Origin of the sequence: Noviherbaspirillum sp., from assembly GCF_035654295.1 — a bacterium.
Taxonomy (GTDB): domain Bacteria; phylum Pseudomonadota; class Gammaproteobacteria; order Burkholderiales; family Burkholderiaceae_D; genus Noviherbaspirillum.
On record NZ_DASRXF010000062.1, the window covers coordinates 1 to 18410 of the forward strand.

The 18410-nt window shown below is 63.5% G+C and carries 15 protein-coding genes, 1 tRNA gene and 1 pseudogene; 4 read left to right on the plus strand and 13 right to left on the minus strand.

The window, feature by feature from the left end; all coding sequences use genetic code 11:
* The 9 genes and pseudogenes from VFF99_RS07275 to VFF99_RS07315 form a co-directional block, all read right to left on the minus strand.
* Positions 1 to 252, minus strand: a pseudogene (locus VFF99_RS07275) (phosphomannomutase/phosphoglucomutase); the annotation flags it as partial.
* A gap of 244 nt (positions 253 to 496) precedes the next feature.
* Complete coding sequence (locus VFF99_RS07280; RefSeq protein WP_325016406.1) at positions 497 to 2749, minus strand: polysaccharide biosynthesis tyrosine autokinase; 2253 nt, start codon at positions 2747 to 2749, stop codon at positions 497 to 499.
* A gap of 137 nt (positions 2750 to 2886) precedes the next feature.
* Complete coding sequence (locus VFF99_RS07285; protein WP_325016408.1) at positions 2887 to 4026, minus strand: polysaccharide biosynthesis/export family protein; 1140 nt, start codon at positions 4024 to 4026, stop codon at positions 2887 to 2889.
* A 605-nt stretch (positions 4027 to 4631) separates the two neighbouring features.
* A complete protein-coding gene (locus VFF99_RS07290) occupies positions 4632 to 7133 on the minus strand; it encodes an ABC transporter permease (protein WP_325016433.1) in 2502 nt (833 codons plus the stop codon).
* Entirely contained in the window at positions 7133 to 7717 is a 585-nt protein-coding gene (locus VFF99_RS07295; RefSeq protein ID WP_325016410.1) for a DUF4126 domain-containing protein, read from the minus strand. The genes VFF99_RS07290 and VFF99_RS07295 overlap by 1 nt, the downstream gene beginning before the upstream one ends.
* Positions 7710 to 8063: a LiaF transmembrane domain-containing protein gene (locus tag VFF99_RS07300; protein WP_325016412.1), complete on the minus strand. Its 354-nt coding sequence runs from the start codon at positions 8061 to 8063 to the stop codon at positions 7710 to 7712. The genes VFF99_RS07295 and VFF99_RS07300 overlap by 8 nt, the downstream gene beginning before the upstream one ends.
* An 18-nt stretch (positions 8064 to 8081) precedes the next feature.
* Positions 8082 to 9095, minus strand: coding sequence for an adenosine deaminase (locus VFF99_RS07305; RefSeq protein WP_325016414.1), 1014 nt, complete (start codon positions 9093 to 9095; stop codon positions 8082 to 8084).
* 101 nt (positions 9096 to 9196) lie between these two features.
* Positions 9197 to 9589: a TraR/DksA family transcriptional regulator gene (locus VFF99_RS07310; protein ID WP_325016415.1), complete on the minus strand. Its 393-nt coding sequence runs from the start codon at positions 9587 to 9589 to the stop codon at positions 9197 to 9199.
* Positions 9590 to 9633: 44 nt separating this feature from the next.
* Positions 9634 to 10662: an SDR family oxidoreductase gene (locus tag VFF99_RS07315; protein ID WP_325016417.1), complete on the minus strand. Its 1029-nt coding sequence runs from the start codon at positions 10660 to 10662 to the stop codon at positions 9634 to 9636.
* 269 nt (positions 10663 to 10931) lie between these two features.
* On the opposite strand from VFF99_RS07315, the gene VFF99_RS07320 reads away from it, so the two are divergent.
* The 4 genes from VFF99_RS07320 to VFF99_RS07335 all read left to right on the plus strand — a co-directional run bounded on the left by VFF99_RS07320 (position 10932) and on the right by VFF99_RS07335 (position 13069).
* The gene (locus tag VFF99_RS07320; RefSeq protein WP_325016419.1) at positions 10932 to 11222 is read left to right on the plus strand and encodes a hypothetical protein; all 291 of its coding nucleotides are present in this window, start codon (positions 10932 to 10934) and stop codon (positions 11220 to 11222) included.
* Between the two features lie 120 nt (positions 11223 to 11342).
* Positions 11343 to 12527 carry an HPP family protein gene (locus VFF99_RS07325; protein ID WP_325016421.1) on the plus strand — a complete coding sequence of 395 codons (1185 nt, stop codon included), beginning with the start codon at positions 11343 to 11345 and terminating at the stop codon, positions 12525 to 12527.
* A 67-nt stretch (positions 12528 to 12594) separates the two neighbouring features.
* Positions 12595 to 12670 (plus strand) — tRNA-Thr (locus VFF99_RS07330).
* A 192-nt stretch (positions 12671 to 12862) separates the two neighbouring features.
* Positions 12863 to 13069, plus strand: coding sequence for a hypothetical protein (locus tag VFF99_RS07335; protein ID WP_325016423.1), 207 nt, complete (start codon positions 12863 to 12865; stop codon positions 13067 to 13069).
* Between the two features lie 3 nt (positions 13070 to 13072).
* On the opposite strand, the gene VFF99_RS07340 is transcribed toward VFF99_RS07335, so the two are convergent.
* From VFF99_RS07340 to VFF99_RS07355, 4 genes are all read right to left on the minus strand, one after another.
* The gene (locus VFF99_RS07340; RefSeq protein ID WP_325016425.1) at positions 13073 to 13852 is read right to left on the minus strand and encodes a PRC-barrel domain-containing protein; all 780 of its coding nucleotides are present in this window, start codon (positions 13850 to 13852) and stop codon (positions 13073 to 13075) included.
* A 352-nt stretch (positions 13853 to 14204) separates the two neighbouring features.
* Positions 14205 to 16790 carry a bifunctional aconitate hydratase 2/2-methylisocitrate dehydratase gene (locus tag VFF99_RS07345; RefSeq protein WP_325016427.1) on the minus strand — a complete coding sequence of 862 codons (2586 nt, stop codon included), beginning with the start codon at positions 16788 to 16790 and terminating at the stop codon, positions 14205 to 14207.
* Positions 16791 to 16982: 192 nt separating this feature from the next.
* Complete coding sequence (locus VFF99_RS07350; RefSeq protein ID WP_325016429.1) at positions 16983 to 17843, minus strand: ankyrin repeat domain-containing protein; 861 nt, start codon at positions 17841 to 17843, stop codon at positions 16983 to 16985.
* A gap of 229 nt (positions 17844 to 18072) precedes the next feature.
* Positions 18073 to 18410 (minus strand): citrate/2-methylcitrate synthase (locus VFF99_RS07355; RefSeq protein WP_325016431.1); only part of this gene is annotated, 338 nt, incomplete at its 5' end.

Consider the following 18410-nt stretch of genomic DNA (forward strand, 5'->3'; position numbering starts at 1 on the left):
CATCGGCGTGGCCACCACGCCGAGGTCGATGACGTTGATGCCGGCGCGCTGCAGGCCGGAGGCCAGCGCGGCAGACAATTCCGGGCCGGACAGGCGGCCGTCGCGGCCGATGATGACGGTCTGTTCGCCCTTGATGCGGGCCGCGGTGCCGAAGGCCTGGCCGATCTGGCGTGCTACGCCGATGTCGAGGGTCTTGCCGACGATGCCGCGGATGTCGTAGGCCTTGAAGATGCTGGGGGAGATGGGAAGCACGATAGGCGGATGATCAGGTGAGGTTGATCGGAGAGCTGACGGCCCCTTCCCCTTCCAGGGGAAAGGCTGGGATGGGGGTGTGAGGCCGAGCCCCTGCATGGAGTCGATCAAGCTTCACACCCCCACCCTAACCCGTCCACCTCGCGGCTTGCAAACCGCTCGGATTCACACGGCGCAAAGCATGCTTTGCGAAACCCCGCGTTCATCCCCCTACAAGGTGGAGGGAACCGGCATGCGAGGTGGGTTAAGACGCCTCAATCAACGGCGTACTGCCCGGCTTCTGGTTGTACCCGTAACGTCCATAGGTATAGCCATAACCATAGCGTCCCGGCCGCACCTTCAGGTCGTTGAACAACACGCCCTTGGCTTCCAGTCCGGCCTGAGCGAGGCGCTTCATCGACTCGTTGATCTCGCCCGGCGTGGTGACGCCGGCACGGGTCATGATGTAGATGGCGCCGCAGTGCGAACCGATGATCATCGTGTCGGCCACGGCCAGGATCGGCGGCGCGTCGATCAGCACCAGGTCGTAGCGCGCGGACAGTTCCTGCAGGAAGGCGCCGAAGGCCGGGCGCAGCAGCAGCTCCGACGGATGCTGCGGCAAGGTGCCGGTGGTGATGAAGTCCATGTTCTCGATCACGCCCGGATGGATCACCTGGTCGAGGCGGCGCGCGCCGGCGATGGCATCCGACAGGCCGTCATGACGGCCGAAGCCGAAGTACAGATGCAGCAGGCCGTTGCGCAGGTCGGCATCGATCAGCAGCACCTTCTTGCCGGTGGCCGCCATGATCGCGGCCAGGTTGGCCGAGACGAAGGACTTGCCCATGCCCGGTGTGGCGCCGGTGATGAGGACGATGTTGTTCTTGAACTGCGGCATGGAGAACTGCAGCGCAGTACGGAAGTTGCGCAGGCTCTCGACCGCGACGTCGGTGGACGAGACGTTGGCCAGCAGCGGCACCTTCTGGTGCTTGGCATTGACCTGCTGGTACAACTCGCGCTGCTTCTTGCTGTGCGGGATGGTGGCATACACCGGTACGCCTGCAATCTGCTCCAGCTCTTCCGGCGAATCGATGGCACCGGCAAGCGACTTGCGGAAGAAGGCGGCAATCACGCCCAGGAACAGGCCTGCCATCAGCGACAGCGCCAGGATGACCGGGCGGTTCGGCTTGACCGGCTTCTCCGGCACCATCGGCGTATCGACCATGCGCACATTGCTGACCTTGCCCACGGTGATCAGGCGCAGCTGCTGCGCGGTGTTGAGCAGCGCGGTGTACAACTCGGTGTTGACCTTCACCTCGCGCTGCAGGCGGAGCAGGTTCTGCTCCAGCGCGGGCAGCTGCTTGATGTGGTCGTTCATCGCGTTGATCTGGCCATTGATTTCACGCAGCTGGCTATCGATGCCCTGCACCGCCGGATGCTCGCTGGTGTAGCGGGCCAGCAGTTCGATCTTCTTCTGCTGCAGTTCCATCTTCTTCAGCTTCGCGGTCGAGGACTGCTGCAGTGTCAGCTTGGATTCCTCGCCGAGGTCGACCGTGCCGTTGGCATTGCGGAAGGCGTTGTACTTCGCCTCAGCCTGCTCCAGCTGGCCCTTGAGCTCCGGCAGCTGCTTGTTCAGGTAGGCGAGCGACTTTTCGGCTTCCTCGGTCTTGCGCGAGGCGTTCTGCTTCACGTACTCCTTGCTGATTTCGTTGAGCACGGTGTGCACGACCTTCGGATCGGAACCGCGCAGGCTGGCGCCGATCACGCCCGATTGCTTGCCGCCGAGTTCCTCGACCTTCATCGCATTCTGGATGCCTTCGATGGTCGCCAGGCGCGAGCTGCGGGACATCAGGAATTCCGACCCCGGCTTGCCGTCAAGCTGGTTGACGCGAATTTCGATGGTGCCGCGCGGCAGCTCGAAGATCGCGGTCTCGCCCACGCGCGCCTTCAGGTCAATGCCCTGTTCCTCCTGCAGCAGGCGGAACTCGCCGTTCTGCCCGGCGATCACCTTGAACTCGCGGTTCAGCAGGGATTCCGGCACGTTGAACACGGCGACGTCGATCTTCTCCGCGCCCCAGGTATAGCCGCCCCAGCCGAACAGGCCCGGCGTGGAGAGCTGCTTGTTGCGCTCGGCCAGCCAGTTGCCGACCACCGGAATGCGCTTGGGCTCCGCGTTGATGTACAAGCGCAGGTTATCGGTCGCGCGCGACACAACCAGTCGCGACTGCAGCAATTCCATCTCCGCCAGCGCGGACGTCTTGACATCGAACATCGACTGCAAGTCGCCGACGATGTTCTGCGACTTCGACGGCCCTTCCTCCTCGACGTGGATCAGCAGGTTCGCCTGGTACACCGGCGTCGTGGTGAATGCATACGCCGCGCCCAGCAGCACCGCAACCAGGGTGATCGTTGCGATCAGCCAGCGGCTTTCCCACAAGACGTCGAGATACGTCGACAGCTCGGCTTCGTTTTCTTGCGGCCTGGCCGGGCCGGTCAACAGGGGTATGGATGGATTCATCATAGGATTGTTCGCTTATTGTTGGTACATGGACTTGCTGAGCGGGATAAGTTTTCCTGTCATGGCACTATCCGGGCCGGACACCCGGAATCCGCCGGGCATCCGCTACGCGGCACGGGCTTGCCGTGCCCTTGCTACTGCTAACGCGTTGGGCCCACCGCGCCCACGGCGGAAGACAGCGCGCCGGGCAGGATCAGGCTGATCGAACGATGCCAGTTGGCCAGCGGTGTGGCCGCGACAAACACGACATCCTTGGGCGACAGTTCAAAGCCTTCGGCCATCGCCAGCGCGCCGGGCGAACGCCCGTCGAGCTGGTAGACAACCTGTTCCGCGCCTTGCTTGCGGATCACGTAGATCTGGCTGCCGTCGCCGCTGGTGGGGTTGATGCCACCCGATTCGCCGAGCGCTTCATTCAACGTCAGGCGGCCGTTATGCATCGGCAGTGCGCGCGGGCTGACCACTTCGCCGGAGACGAACACCTTGCTCTCGTCGCGCGAGCGCACCCGGACCACGTCACCGCTGGCGAGCATGATGCTGGAGGGATTGACGCCGCGCTGCACGAGCTGCGGCAGGTTGATGTAGTAGTTGACGCCGTTGCGGTTGATGATGATCTGGCTTTGGTCGCCGGTGGGCAGCACGCCGCCCGCGCGGTTGATCGCCTCGACCAGCGTCATCGGAATATCGTTGATCGCCTGCAGCCCGGGGTTCTTCACCTCGCCGTCGACATAGACGCGCTTGCTGCGGAAGGATTGCACGCGCAGCGTGACCTTCGGCTGCTTCAGGTACTTCGAGAGCCTGCTCGACAGCAGGTTGCGCGCCTGGTCCTGGGTAAGGCCGGCGACCTTGATGGCGCCCGCGTAGGGGAACTGGATCACGCCTTCATGATCGACCATGAAACCGGCCGGCGGCGCCGTGGTCGCAGAAGTCGATGCATCCGCGCCCAGGCCGACCGGTCCGCCGGTGGCGACTGTGGCCGCGTTCGACAGCTCGGGGTGATCCCACACGACGATGGACAGCACGTCGCCGCTTTCGATGGTGTACGGAGCAGGCCTGCCGAGCAGCTTGGTGATGTCCTGCGTGACCTGCTTCTCGCGCAGTTCGCGTTCGTTCTTCACGAGCTGGGGCGTGATCTGCCGCAGCACCGGGTTGATGTTGTCTGCGGCTGCGGCAGCGGAGGAGGAATCGGGCGCACTGCTGCCCGAGCTGTAAGTTGATCCGTTGAAGTGCAGGCCGGGTGCGACCGATGCACATCCGGCGACGACCGGCATGACAACAACCATACTCCATCTCTTGAGAGACGCCTTGGACTTGAAGTGCATATGATTACCCCACTGAGTAGTACTATCCGGCCATGAAGACCGATTGGCTTTTGCTGAGAGATGAGTGGCGCTGGTGGCTGCGAGAAACATAGCTTCGTAGGGTGGGTAGAGCGAAGCGAAACCCACGGAATGCGACTTGCCGATCGCATGGTGGGTTTCGCTGCGCTCTACCCACCCTACAGTTCTCTCTCCATTCAATGGCAGTCACCAACTTATCTTCTCTACAACTTTACGTTCAACCTTCCTGCCTGTTTTGACACTCATCAACGGCGACCCAGATACGAAAAGCGCCTGAATCAAAGCGTTGTATTGACCTCAACTGCCCTTTTTTCATAGGGCACGAGAACTTGATAGACGTGTCTTCGAAGCAGAAAACTGAAAGGTTTCGTTACACTGTTCTTGCTGCGCGACTTGCTTCGCCTACAGCAATGAAGATAGGAGGAAGGCAGGCGGCGAACCTTGCGAAAAAGCACGCGCGCAGACGGAGGGACTTAATCGAAATTAAGTCCCATCCGAAAGAAGATGTCGTGAGGAAAACGCCGCCGGTGACGGGCGGCAAGAAGCCTTCAGGTGCCGCGCAGCGTTTGCAGCGGCGGATGCCTGAGCACATTGCGCAGGCCGACCCATCCGCCCACGAAGGCGCAGACGGAACCGACGAGCAAACCGGCGAGCCAGACGGCCGGGCTGAATGTCCAGTCGAAGCTGAACACATACTTCGCCAGCGCCCATCCCACGGCAGCGGCGCCGCTTGCGGCCAGCATGCCGGCGAGGCCGCCGACGAGCGCGAACTCGATCCACTGCGATTGCGAGAGCTGGGTGCGCGTCGCACCCAGCGCGCGCAGCAAGCCCGATTCGCGGATGCGCTCATCCTGCGAACCGACGAGCGCCGCATACAGCACGAGCACACCCGAGGCGAGCGTGAACAGGAAGAGGAATTCGACCGCTGCGATCACCTGGTCGAGCACGCCTTGCACCTGGCGGATCATGCTGCCCACGTCGACTACCGTCAGGTTCGGGAAGTCGCGCGTGAGCTGGTTCACGAAGGACGATTTTTCCTGCGGCAGGTGGAAGGCGGTGATCCATGTCTGCGGCATGTCCTTCATCAGCGACGGGTTGAGGATCACGAAGAAATTCACGCGCATCGATCCCCATTCGAGCTTGCGCAGGCTGGTGATGGTAGCTTCCACGCGCTGGCCGGCGATGTCGAACTGGATGCGGTCGCCCAGCTTCAGGCCCAGCGTTTTCGCCAGCCCTTCTTCCACCGATGCTTCCGGCTTGCTGTCATCGAACCACTTGCCGGCGACCACATGGTTCTGCTCGGGAACATCGCGCATGGTCGAGAGATTGAATTCGCGGTCGACGAGGCGGCGCGCGCGGTCCTCGGCGTAGCTGTCCACCGTGACGATCCTGTCGTTCACCTGCACCAGGCGGCCGCGGATCATCGGGTAAAGCAGGTTGCGGCCGTTGCCGTTAGTGGCGATGCGCTGCTCGATCTCGGCCTTCTGTTCCGGCTGGATATTGATGACGAAACGGTTCGGCGCATCGGGAGGCGTCGAATTGCGCCAGGCGTCGATCAGGTCGCCGCGGATCACGGTCAGCAGGAGCAAGGCCATCAGCCCGAGCGAGAGCGCGACGATCTGCACCACGGTGGCGCCGGTGCGGCGCTGCAGGGCGGTGACGGCAAAACGCCAGCTCGGCCGGTTGATCGCGGGACGCAGGAAGCGCAGCGACTTCAGGCCAAGCCAGCCGATCAGCGCGAACGCCGCGAATCCGCCCAGAAACCCGGCGGCGGTGAGCAGACCGAGTTTCGGATTGCCGGCTTGCCACAGCAGCAGGCCGAGGAAAGCCGTGAGCCCGAGCGCGTAGGTCGCCAGCGTGACCGGCTGCGGCGCATCCTGCTCGCGGCGGATCACGCGGTTGTGCGGCACGTTGCGCAGCTGCAGGATGGGCGGGATGGCGAATCCGACCAGCAACAGCAGGCCGGTGGCCACGCCCTGCACGGCGGGCAGGATGCTCGCCGGCGGCAGCCTGTTGGTCACCAGCCCGGCCAGCCATTCCAGCAGGACGAAGTGGGCGGCGAAACCCACCGCGGCGCCGAGCAGGCTGCCGACGAGGCCGACCGCGAGGAATTCGATCAGGTACATCGAAGTCACCTGGTTCTGCGTGAGGCCGAGGCAGCGCAACATGGCGCAGGCATCGAGATGCCGCAGCATGAAGCGGCGTGCCGCCATCGCCACCGCGATCGCTGCCAGCATGGCCGAGAGCAGGCCGACCAGCGACAGGAACTGTTCGGCGCGGTCCAGCGTCGCCCGCATTTCCGGACGCCCCGATTCCAGCGATTCGAGGCGCACGCCCTTGACGACGTCGGTTTCGATGCGTTTCTGCACCCAGCGCTGGAAGGCGGCCACGTTGGCGGGCTCGCCGGCCACCTGCAGGCGGTAGATCACGCGCGAGCCGAACTGGATCAGGTTGGTGGCGGGAAGATCGGCGAGCGGCAGCATGACGCGCGGTGCGAAGTTCATGAAGCCCGCGCCGCGGTCCGGTTCCAGCGCGATCACCTTTGCAATGCGGAATGACTTGTCGCCCAGCCTGAGCGTATCCCCCATCCCGACATCGAGCGCCTGCAGCATGCCAGCGTCCACCCATACCGTGCCGGGCTCGGGCACCTCGCGCGTTTCGGCGTCCGGCGCTTCCGCTTCCGCGGCAATACGCAGCGCGCCGCGCAGCGGGTAGCCGGGCGTTACGGCCTTCACCGAGGCGAGCTGGGATTGCGTGTTGTCGCCTTCACCGGCAAGCGCCATGCTAGGGAAGGTGACGGTCTCGGCCAGCGTCAGGCCGCGTTTCTGCGCTTCCTCGCGCCACGCGTTCTGGATCGGCTGGTCGGCGTTGATGACGAGGTCGGCGCCCAGCAACTGGTGCGCGTCGCGGTTCAGTCCGGCGCGCATGCGGTCGACGAAGAAGCCGACGGATGACAGCGAGGCCACGGCGACGATCAGCGCGACGAGCAGGAAACGGAGTTCGCCCGCACGCCAGTCGCGGCGGGTCATCAGCAATGCCTGTTTCAGCATCAGGTACTCAACTTTCTGAAAAGCCATCGGAGGCCGCGCCAGAGTTTGGGCAGCAGCCACAATGCAATGAGGAAAAAGACGATCAGGAAGGCGAACAGCACCATCGGGTGGAAGAAGGCCATCCACAGTCCGCCCAGCACGGCAACGTCTTCGGTAAACGACGCGGCCCAGTTGCTGAAGGGCTCGGGCGAGGTATTGATCAGCGCACGGCTGCCCGCCTTGGTCACATGCGCGCCGGCGGCGAAGGTGCCGCCGAGGAGAGCCGCAATCGCGGTCCATTCCGGCCCCATCTCGCCCAGCGCCGCGGCGCCGAGCACGGCGCCGGCCGGCACGCGGATGAAGGTCTGCACCGCATCCCATGCGGAGTCGATGCCGGGAACCTTGTCGGCGAGGAATTCCACCAGCAGCAGCGTGCCGGTGACTGCCATCACGAGGGGCGATTGCAATATTTCGAGCGCGGGCGGCAGGTCGATCCAGCCGGCGCGCCCAAACCAGCCGGCGACGAACAGCGTCATGTACAGGCGGATGCCGCTGGCCCAGGACAGGCCGCCGGCGAGCGCGGCGGCGGAGAGGGATTCAACCATGCGGCCCCCTGTCCTGGAAGCGGCGCGTCAGCGTGCGCGATTCGGGGATGGCCGGCGAGCGCGCGACGAGCATGAAGATGCCGGCGGCGATCAGCAGGATGGGCACGATGAAGCGCCAGCCGAGGCCGTAATACTGGCGGAAGAAGGAGAGCATTCCCGCCAGGATCAGCAAGGGACCGGCGACGACCGAGGATTTGGTGATGCCGTCGAGCGCGAGGATGGCGATGCCCGCCCCGGCCAGGCCGAGAATCCATAGCCAATGAATTTCCGGCAGCCAATCGAGGCTGTTGAGCAGCCAGGCTGCGCCCAGCACGATCAACACTACAGGCAACGCGGCATCTTTCATCGAACTCCTCGGGGCAACTTATTGCTCGAAGAATGCATCCACTTCATCCAGGAATTTCTGCTTTGCCTGCGCATCCAGGAAGGACGCGGCGAAGCTGTTGCGCGCGAGGCGGTACGCATGGTTTTTGTCCAGCGGCAAAGCCTCGAACATCTGCAGGAAATTTTCGTTCACATAGCCGCCGAAGTAGGCCGGGTCGTCGGAATTGACGGTAACCACGAGGCCGGCGTCCAGCAGCCTGAGCATGTTGTGGTCGGCGACTTTGTCGAACACGCGCAGCTTGATGTTGGACAGCGGGCATACCGTGAGCGGCACCTTCTCGCGCGCCAGGCGCTGCGTCAGCGCAGAGTCTTCCAGGCAGCGCACGCCGTGGTCGATGCGTTCGACCTTGAGCAGGTCGAGCGCCGTGCGGATGTATTCCGGCGGCCCCTCCTCGCCCGCATGCGCAACCAGGCGCAGGCCCAGCTCCTTGCAGCGCGCAAAGACACGCGCGAACTTTTCCGGCGGGTGCCCGCGCTCGGACGAGTCCAGGCCCACGCCGATGAACTTGTCGCGATGCGGCAGCGACTGCTCCAGGGTCTCGAGCGCGGCTTCTTCCGACAAGTGCCGCAGGAAGCACATGATGATCGCCGCGCTCATGCCCCATTCCTCGCGCGCATCCTTGAGCGCGCGGTGGATGCCGTTGATGGCAGTGGCGAAGGGCACGCCGCGGTCGGTGTGCGTCTGCGGGTCGAAGAAGATCTCGGCATGGCGCACGTTATCGGCCTTGGCGCGCTGCAGGTAGGCCCAGGTCATGTCGTAGAAATCCTGCTCCTTCAAGAGCACGCTCGCGCCGGCGTAGTAAATGTCGAGGAAGGATTGCAGGTCGGTGAAGGCGTAGGCGCGGCGCAGGTCTTCCACCGACGCGTAGTTCAGCTTGACCTGGTTGCGTTCGGCCAGTGCGAAGATCAGTTCCGGCTCGAGCGAACCTTCGATATGCATGTGCAGCTCCGCCTTCGGCATCTGCGTGAGGGTATCGCGTAGTGCGGCATCCATTTCCCGTCCTCCTTTTTACCGTAAATTATGCTGCGATTGTACGGTAACAAGGCAAGGATGAGGGAACTGCAATAGGCGGCAATGCCGCATGGATACGCCAATCACATGGTCGCGCCCCGCCCTCCTTCCGCATGCGATTTTTCCCATGCTTCCTGGCACGGCGCGCAACGCTCCGCGGTCGGCTGCACCTTCAGCCGCTCGTACGGAATCTCGGTTTCGCAGTTGACGCAGTCGCCGTAGGTGCCGTTCTCCATGCGGCTGCGCGCCGCCTCGATTGCGCGCAGCTCGGAGATGTCGCGCGTGATCGCGGCGTTGCCCAGGTCCACGGAGAGGTTGGCGAACGAGGAGTCGCCCGGGTCCGGCACTTCGGTGGCAAGGTCGAGGTAATCGTCCTGCCCGTTCACCTCGCGGTGCAATTCCTCGCTCAGTTCCTTGTAGCGTCCATCCAGCATGCGTTTAAGTTCGGCAAGTTGCCCTTCGCTCAGGTTTGACATGGCGTTTCTCTCGGTGATAAGGAATCGATCAATGCTGCTGCGCTTCATCCCGGTCGCATGCCGGAGGGCGGCGACCGCATGCGCCACCAGGCAGCCAGCGCCAGGCCGAGCCCGAACATCACGGCGGTGACGACACGCGGATGGGTCGCCGCGCTGGTGTACAGGCTGGATTCGAAGACCGGCCCTGGCAAGCCCTGACGCTCCTGCAAGTCCGGTCCCGGATGGTGCAGGCTGTTCAGGTTGCGATCCCTGGCCGGCGTGCGCGTTCTTTGTTGCCGGAAGAAAAAGCGCTTCATGTAACTGTCCATGGCGCGCGGGGCGTAGTAGGCACCGGACGAGGCAAGCTTTGCCGTGCCGCCGACGAAAATGTCACGCTTGAAATTTTCCGCGGCGTACAGGATCGCATCGGCCGCGATGTCGGGCGCATAGATGGGCGGCGGCAGGCGCGGCTCCACCTCCATGTAATTCTTTGCATGCTCCACGAACATGGTGTCGAGCGCGGCCGGCTTGACGAGCGTCACCGCCACCGGCGCCTGTTCCGATTCCAGTTCCAGCCGCAGCGAATCGGTGAATCCCTTGACCGCATGCTTGGAGGCCGCGTACATCCCCTGCAGCGGCAAGGCATGGTCGGACACTTCGCTGCCGATATTGATGATCGCGCCGCCGCGCTGCTTGAGGTGCTTCGCCGCAGCAAGCGAGCCGTAGACCACGCCCCAGAAATTGGTCTGGAACAGACGCCGCAAATCCCCCGTGGAAATATCCTCGGTGCGGCCGAATATCGACACCCCGGCATTGTTCACCCAGGTATCGAACCCGCCGAAGCGGTCGATCGCCGCTTGCGCCACCTTGTTCACATCCTCCTCGATGCCGACGTCGGCCACGACATGGATTGCTTCCGTGCCCCGTTTGGACAGCTCGAAGGTGAGCTGCCTGAGCGCGTCCTCGTTGCGCGCGACGAGCACCAGCTTCGCCCCGCGTTGCGCAGCCTTGCGGGCCGTGGTCAGGCCGATGCCGCTGGTGGCACCGGTGATCACCATGACCTGGTCCGGAATCCTTTTCAGCTGAAATTTCATCTCGGCGCTCCTTTCCGCTATCGCCGCAGCGAAAAACATGCCTGCGTCGCAGCGTGATTGCTCACGGTACAAGGCGCTGCAAAAGCCCTCTTTGCTGAAATTTTTACCGCGCGCATGCGCGAATTTTCACCGCTGTCCGCCTCCGCGAATCGGACTACAATCACTCATTGCGTCTTCCGCCTGCCCGGCATCCAGGGACGCACTACCGGCAAGCGCAATGCAATAAGAAGCCTTACCCGGCCCCGCCGGTTCGAGGCAGGAGAATCGCAATGAACTTTCCGAGAAACCACTTCGGCGTGCCCCAGTATCCCGGCCACGACGCGCGCCGCCTGTTTGTCCTCCTGTCCGCCATCGACCTCCTGGAACGCCCCACGGTATCGGCAATTGCCGACCTGACCGGGCACGACAAGGAAACGATCGATGCCGAGGTGCAGCGCCTGCGCGAGGAATTCGGCGTGGTGCTGCACAAGGTCGGCGACATTTACCGCATCGAATCCTGGGGCGAGGTGCTGAAAAAGAACGGCGTGAAACGGTTTCTAAAGGCGTCAGCGCGGGCCTGACCCCGGCTTGACCGGGGAAGCCAGTCCGCACCAAAAAAGTGCATTTCGTGTAGACTTCGCTGTTTTTGCCGGAACCCGTCTGACACGTATTCCGGTTGCAATTCCTGCACGGAGTTTCGCTTGTCACCGTCTTTCCACCGTTTGCGCGATTACCTTCCGCGTTCGATGGCCGTGAGCGGCCGCGAGCGGCTGCGCGCCTGCGCCGGTACCCTGCTCGGTATATTCCTGACCGCCATTGCCAGCCGCCTCATCCTCGGCCCGGATGCCGGCCTGCCCATGCTGATCGCACCGATGGGCGCATCCGCCGTCCTCATGTTCGCCCTGCCCTCCAGCCCGCTGGCGCAACCCTGGCCTGTCCTCGGCGGCAACATCGTATCCGCCGCGATCGGCGTCTTGTGCGCCCGCTGGATTCCCGATCCTGTGACCGCCGCATCATTCGCCGTGCCCGGCGCCATCGCCGCCATGTTTGCGCTGCGCTGCCTGCACCCGCCCGGCGGCGCCATTGCGCTCACGGCAGTTCTTGGCGGGCCCGCGATCCACGCCGCGGGATTCGGCTTCGTGCTGGCGCCAGTGGCTGTCAATTCCCTGCTGCTGCTCGCCACCGCCCTGCTCTTCAACAACGCGACCCGCCACCGCTATCCGCACGCGCACCATGCCGACGCGGGCAAGCACAACACTGCGGATGCCCTGCCCACGAACCGCATCGGTTTCACCCCCGAGGACCTGGACGCGGTGCTCGACAAGTACAACGAAGTGCTCGACGTGGACCGGGACGACCTGGCATCCCTGTTCAAGCAGGCCGAGATGCAGGCTTACCGCCGGCGCTATGAGGAAATCACTTGCGCCGACATCATGTCGCGCGACCTTGTCACGGTCGAATACGGTACCGAGCTCCAGGAAGCGTGGTCGCTGCTGCGCAAGCACAAGGTGAAGGCGCTGCCCGTCGTCGACCGCGCGCGGCGCGTGATCGGCATCATCACCTTTGTCGATTTCATGAAGAACGCCAATCTCGACGTGTTCGAAGGGTTCGACGCCAAGCTGCGCCACTTCATCCGCCGCACGCGCAGCCTGCACTCGGACAAGCCGGAAGTGGTCGGCCAGATCATGACGCGCCATGTCCGCACTGTGTCCGAGGACATGCATATCGTGGAACTGGTGCCCTTGCTGTCCGACATGGGATTGCACCACGTTCCGGTCCTCGACAAGGAACGCCGGCTCGCAGGCATGATCACGCAGTCCGACCTGATCGCGGCGCTCTACCGCGGCCGACTCACCGGCGCGGGGGAAATGGCGCAGGCGGCTTAACGTGCATCTTGGGTTTACGCAAAGCCGTTTCCCGCCATCCCGCTATGATGGCTCCCGATGTCTCCGTGCCGGCTTAGCTCATCTGGTAGAGCAGTTGATTTGTAATCATCAGGTAGTGGGTTCGAGTCCTACAGCCGGCACCAATCACTTCAAGGCCTCGCGTGAAATTCGATGCCGCACGTTTTTCAGGTGTCAGTAAAGGGGTTGCGGACCTTCAATGCAAGCAGGCAGTCCCCGGCCTCGATGAAACGAATCGCGACCTATACTGGTCTCATGGAAATGAAGGGCGTGCCCCGCAGCTTCCTGCACGGCGCGCCGACAGGAAAGGACGCGTCATGAAACAGCGCAACGCCCGCAAGGCCGACGCGAAAAAGGCCGCGGAGAAAAACGTCCCGGCTAGTCCGTTCGCCGGCCGCCCGATGGATGGCAGCCAGTACATCGACGTCATCGAAGAACAGGAATACGCAGACCGCCGGCCGACGCCCGAGGAGCAGCGTCCGCGCTACTCCTGGCAGCACGACGACAAGGCGGAGAAGACCTGAGGTTCACCAGAGCCGGGATGGCGGCCGTGTTCCCTGGTCGCGCACCCGGTACAGCTCGAGTTCCGCGCCGCTCTCGGGCGGATGCGCCTCGTCGTATTCCGGGCTGTGCTCCACCTGATCCCTGGTGGCGTTCACAAACACTGTGCGGTCTTCCCAGCTGACGCGCTCGACCTGTTTCGGCGGGACCAGCACGTGTTTCCCGATCAGCCACTTGCGCGTATCCACCACCATCAGCTGGATCGACCAGTCGGTGCGGTCGAACAGGAAGTCTTCGACATGCCCGATCTGTTTGTCGGTGGCGTGAATATGGTAGCCGACCACATCGCTGCAGCTGCGCAGGTGCGGATCGGCATGCGCGCGCTCTTCTTCGAGCCGCTTGCGGATAGCGAGCACGTCGGCGGCATCCAGCGGCTTTTTCTCGATCACACCCGGGTACACGGCGGAGCCGCGATGCGGCCCGGCCCAGTAGAAGGGGAAGCCGTAGTAGGTGTTGAATTCTTCCTCGTGCTGGCGCTCGACCGGCTTGGCGGTATCGATACTCGGGCTGTTCTGGATCTGCTGCATGGTGAGATCGACGCGCAGCGCGCGCCGGTCCCATGCTTCGTCGAGCACCGACATCGGCGACAGCAGGACATCGTAGCCATTGGGCCAGCCGCCGGTGTTGACCACGAGGTAGCGGATGGTCCATTCGGCGTCGTCGAAGTACACATCCTTGATGCTGCCAAGTTCGCCGTCGGTGGCGGCGATGGCGAATCCGCGAAGCGCATTGGCACTGTGCAGCATGATGACCTCCGGCGTGTTCTTCTGACAAGAATTTAGGTCGGTGAAAAATTGAAAGGTTCCGGGATGACGTTCACTGGACGGGGCGGAGCGAACGCCACTGGATCCCGACTTTCGTCGGGATGACGGCGGTTGTGTGCAGGGAGGGCTGGGAATCTGGTGCCGGTACGTTTCCATACCGCCGGCTCCGGTACCTACATCTTGTTCTTCTCAGAAAAGCATGTATGGCCGCGATGTTAATGAAACGGCATCGCCGGGTATTGAGATTGATCAATGCCTCTCTTGTTGAGCGGCAAGCAAAAAGGGCTTCCCTCGCGGGAAGCCCTTTCTACTTTTCTGCAAGAGCAGCGGTGGATTACACCTGGACGGTGTCCGCCACTTCTCGGAACTCGGCGATCTGGTCGAAGTTCATGTAGCGGTAGATGTCGGACGCGTTCTTGTCGATCACGCCGATATTCGCCATGTACTCTTCCTTCGTCGGAATCTTGCCGAGCATCGCGCAGACGGCCGCGAGTTCAGCCGAACCGAGGTAGACGCGGGTATCCAGGCCGAGACGGTTCGGGAAGTTGCGCGTCGAGGTCGACATTGCGGTGGAACCCTTGCGGATCTGTGCCTGGTTGCCCATGCACAGCGAGCAGCCCGGCATTTCCATGCGGGCGCCGGTGCGGCCGAGGTTGCCGTAGTGGCCTTCGGCGGTCAGCACCTGCTGGTCCATCTTGGTCGGCGGGGCGATCCACAGGCGGACCGGGATGTCGCTCTTGCCTTCCAGCAGCTTGGACGCTGCGCGGAAGTGGCCGATGTTGGTCATGCAGGAACCGACGAACACTTCGTCGATCTTGTCGCCGGCGACATCGGACAGGGTCTTCACGTCGTCCGGGTCGTTCGGGCAGGCGACGATGGGTTCCTTGATGTCGGCCAGGTCGATTTCGATGACGGCAGCGTACTCGGCATCGGCGTCGGCCTTGAGCAGTTCCGGCTTGGCCAGCCAGGCTTCCATGGACTTGATGCGGCGCTCGAGCGTGCGCTTGTCCTGGTAGCCGTTGGCGATCATCCACTTCATCAGGGTGATGTTCGAGTTCATGTACTCGATGATCGGTTCCTTGTCGAGGTGGACCGTGCAGCCGGCGGCGGAACGTTCTGCGGATGCGTCGGACAGTTCGAATGCCTGTTCCACCTTCAGCTGCGGCAGGCCTTCGATTTCGAGGATGCGGCCGGAGAAGATGTTCTTCTTGCCCTTCTTCTCGACAGTCAGCATGCCCTGGCGGATCGCATACAGCGGGATCGCGTTGACCAGGTCGCGCAGGGTGACGCCGGGCTGCATTTCGCCCTTGAAGCGGACCAGCACCGACTCAGGCATGTCCAGCGGCATGACGCCGGTGGCGGCGGCGAATGCCACCAGGCCGGAACCCGCCGGGAAGGAAATGCCGATCGGGAAGCGGGTGTGCGAGTCGCCGCCGGTGCCGACGGTGTCGGGCAGCAGCAGGCGGTTCAGCCAGGAGTGGATCACGCCGTCGCCCGGGCGCAGCGAGACGCCGCCGCGGGTCGAGATGAAGCTCGGCAGGGACTGGTGCATCTTCACGTCCACGATCTTCGGATAGGCCGCGGTGTGGCAGAAGGATTGCATCACGAGGTCGGCGGAGAAGCCCAGGCAAGCCAGGTCCTTGAGCTCGTCGCGGGTCATCGGGCCGGTGGTGTCCTGGGAGCCGACGGTAGTCATCTTCGGTTCGCAGTAGGTGCCCGGGCGCACGCCCTGGCCTTCCGGCAGTCCGCATGCGCGGCCGACCATCTTTTGCGCCAGCGAGAAGCCCTTGCCGGAATCGGCCGGGTTCTGCGGCAGGCGGAACAGGGTGGACGGCGCCAGGCCGAGCGCTTCGCGCGCCTTGGCGGTCAGACCGCGGCCGATGATCAGGGGGATACGGCCGCCTGCGCGGACTTCGTCGAAGATCACGTCGGACTTGACCTTGAACTCGGCAATGACTTCACCGTTCTTCAGTGCCTTGCCCTCGTACGGACGCAGCTCGATGACGTCGCCCATCTCCATCTTGTTGACGTCGAGTTCGATCGGCAGCGCGCCGGCATCTTCCATCGTGTTGTAGAAGATCGGAGCGATCTTGCCGCCGAGGCAGACGCCGCCGAAGCGCTTGTTGGGGATGAAGGGGATGTCTTCGCCGGTGAACCAGAGCACCGAGTTGGTGGCCGACTTGCGGGAAGAACCGGTACCGACCACGTCGCCGACGTAGGCGACCAGGTTGCCCTTGGCCTTCAGTGCTTCGATCTGCTTGATCGGGCCGACCTTGCCCGGCTCGTCCGGGTTGATGCCGGGGCGTGCATTCTTCAGCATCGCCAGCGCGTGCATCGGGATGTCGGGACGGGTGGTCGCGTCGGGAGCGGGCGACAGGTCGTCGGTGTTGGTTTCGCCGGAGACCTTGAACACGGTCAGGGTCATGCTCTGCGGGACTTCCGGACGGGAAGTGAACCACTCGGCGTCGGCCCACGATTGCAGGACGGACTTGGCGTTGGCATTGCCCTTGTCGGCCAGTTCCTTGACGTCGTGGAAGTAATCGAACATCAGCAGGGTCTTCTTCAGGCCCTCTGCCGCGACGGTGCCCACGGCGGCATCGCCCAGCAGGTCGATCAGCGGCTTGATGTTGAAACCGCCGAGCATCGTGCCCAGCAGCTTGGTGGCCAGTTCGCGCGACACCAGCGGACTCTTTTCGGTGCCCTTGGCGACGGCGTCGAGGAAGGCGGCCTTGACCTTGGCGGCATCGTCCACGCCGGCCGGAATACGGTTGGTCAGCAGCTCGACGAGGAACTGCTCTTCGCCTGCCGGCGGGTTCTTCAGGAGCTCAACCAGTTCCTTGGTCTGTGCCGCGGATAGCGGGAGCGGAGGAATGCCGAGGGCCGCCCGTTCGGCGACGTGGTTACGGTACGCTGCTAGCATGAGTGTGCTCTTCCAGTTTGGTTAGAAAAAAGATAAGGAAAAATCCTGACCTGCCTGTGCTAGCGTTATTGTACCTGAACAACTCTTCTATAAGATATAAGACATAACAAGATAGTCGGGTATTTTTGGCGGCGCGGCACAAAGCTTGCCCCGAAAACAATTACGGCAGCGCGCGCGCTGCCGTAACCGGGATCAAAAACCGCCCACGCGGCGCCCTCTTCGCCATCGGTCGGCCCTCAACGGCCACGCGTAGCCGGCGTCGTCGCCGGCCAGGCCTTCCCGCCCCGACCGCAAGACATGCAGCAGTGCCGCGTCGCCTTCCGCTTCGGCGATGTCGATCGGCGCGTTGCCCGCATCGTTCACTTCCAGCACGCCCGCCCCGGCCTTCACCAGCAAGCCCACCATCTCCACACTTCCCTGCTGCACGGCAAGGTGCAGTGCGGTCTGGCCCGAACTGTCCCTGGCATCGATGTCGATCCCCCTCTTCAGGAGGAGTGCGGCGACACTGGCGCTCCCGCCCAACACCGCGAGATGCAGTGCGGACATGCCTTCGCTCTCGGCGGAATGCAAGGGCGTGCCGGCATCCAGGAGGACGCACGCCACCTCCGGGTTCCTGTTGCCTGCCGCCCAATGCAAGGCGTTGTAGCCAAGGGAATCCGCTAACGTCACATCAGCTCCGGCGTGCAACAGCAGCCTGACCGTGTCCTCGTCGCCCGCTCCGGCTGCCAGGAACAGGGGTGTGACGCCATACTGGTCGCGCAAGTCCGGAGCGCTGCCGGCCTGCAGCAGCAGCCGGACGATGTCCGGTCGGCAGCGCAAGGCGGCGATATGAAGCGGCGCCAGGCCGCCCCTGTCCCGTACGTCGACGTCCCCGCCATGGCGAATCAGCAGATGGGCAATGCGCGCATCGGCACAGCTGCTCGCGAAGTGCAGCGGCGTCCATCCGTTGCAATCGGCGGAATTGGTCTGTGCTCCTGCTTGGAAACACCGTTGCATTTCCATGTCGTCCGAATGCATGACGGCATCACACAAGCGCTCGTTCAGTTCATTCATTGTCCTGCTCCTCGTGAAAAGCGTGCGGATCATTATCTGCCTGGGAAAAATCATGATCTGTTCGATCGCTGACACTTCGGAATACGGCACGATGACTTGATCCGCCCCTTCCTTGACGGCGGTCGCCATGAATGACAGCGGCACCCGCCCGTGGGCGCCTTGAAGCCGCCAGGGCCTCAACGGCGGGACCACGCCGGGCTTCCTGGAGCCCTGCCTGCAACACGCGGGCCTAGCCCTCGGCTGGCTCGTCCGGCGTCAGGCGGCGTTCCGGCGTGCCGGTGTACGTGTACGGAACGGAGGGCGGCATCGGCCCCTTGATGCGCCCGCCCTGCGTTCTCTGCTCCCATGCATGGGCGAGAATGCCGACCGCGCGCGACAGGATGAACAGGCCGCGCCCCAGCTCGGCGGCAAAGCCGAGCTCGGAAAAGATCACCGCCGTCACGCCGTCGATATTCATCGGGATGCGCTTGCCGGTTCGGCGCGCGAGGGCTTCCTCCACCGCCGTACCGATGCGCGCATATTCGCCGGCGATCGTGCCTTCGCGTCGCGCGTCTTCCACGAGTTGCA

Coding starts and splice junctions, on each gene's coding strand:
- VFF99_RS07280 (WP_325016406.1), bottom strand. CDS start 2,749: ATGATGAATCCATCCATACCCCTGTTGACCGGCCCGGCCAGGCCGCAA.
- VFF99_RS07285 (WP_325016408.1), bottom strand. CDS start 4,026: ATGGTTGTTGTCATGCCGGTCGTCGCCGGATGTGCATCGGTCGCACCC.
- VFF99_RS07290 (WP_325016433.1), bottom strand. CDS start 7,133: ATGCTGAAACAGGCATTGCTGATGACCCGCCGCGACTGGCGTGCGGGC.
- VFF99_RS07295 (WP_325016410.1), bottom strand. CDS start 7,717: ATGGTTGAATCCCTCTCCGCCGCCGCGCTCGCCGGCGGCCTGTCCTGG.
- VFF99_RS07300 (WP_325016412.1), bottom strand. CDS start 8,063: ATGAAAGATGCCGCGTTGCCTGTAGTGTTGATCGTGCTGGGCGCAGCC.
- VFF99_RS07305 (WP_325016414.1), bottom strand. CDS start 9,095: ATGGATGCCGCACTACGCGATACCCTCACGCAGATGCCGAAGGCGGAG.
- VFF99_RS07310 (WP_325016415.1), bottom strand. CDS start 9,589: ATGTCAAACCTGAGCGAAGGGCAACTTGCCGAACTTAAACGCATGCTG.
- VFF99_RS07315 (WP_325016417.1), bottom strand. CDS start 10,662: ATGAAATTTCAGCTGAAAAGGATTCCGGACCAGGTCATGGTGATCACC.
- VFF99_RS07320 (WP_325016419.1), top strand. CDS start 10,932: ATGAACTTTCCGAGAAACCACTTCGGCGTGCCCCAGTATCCCGGCCAC.
- VFF99_RS07335 (WP_325016423.1), top strand. CDS start 12,863: ATGAAACAGCGCAACGCCCGCAAGGCCGACGCGAAAAAGGCCGCGGAG.
- VFF99_RS07340 (WP_325016425.1), bottom strand. CDS start 13,852: ATGCTGCACAGTGCCAATGCGCTTCGCGGATTCGCCATCGCCGCCACC.
- VFF99_RS07345 (WP_325016427.1), bottom strand. CDS start 16,790: ATGCTAGCAGCGTACCGTAACCACGTCGCCGAACGGGCGGCCCTCGGC.
- VFF99_RS07350 (WP_325016429.1), bottom strand. CDS start 17,843: ATGAATGAACTGAACGAGCGCTTGTGTGATGCCGTCATGCATTCGGAC.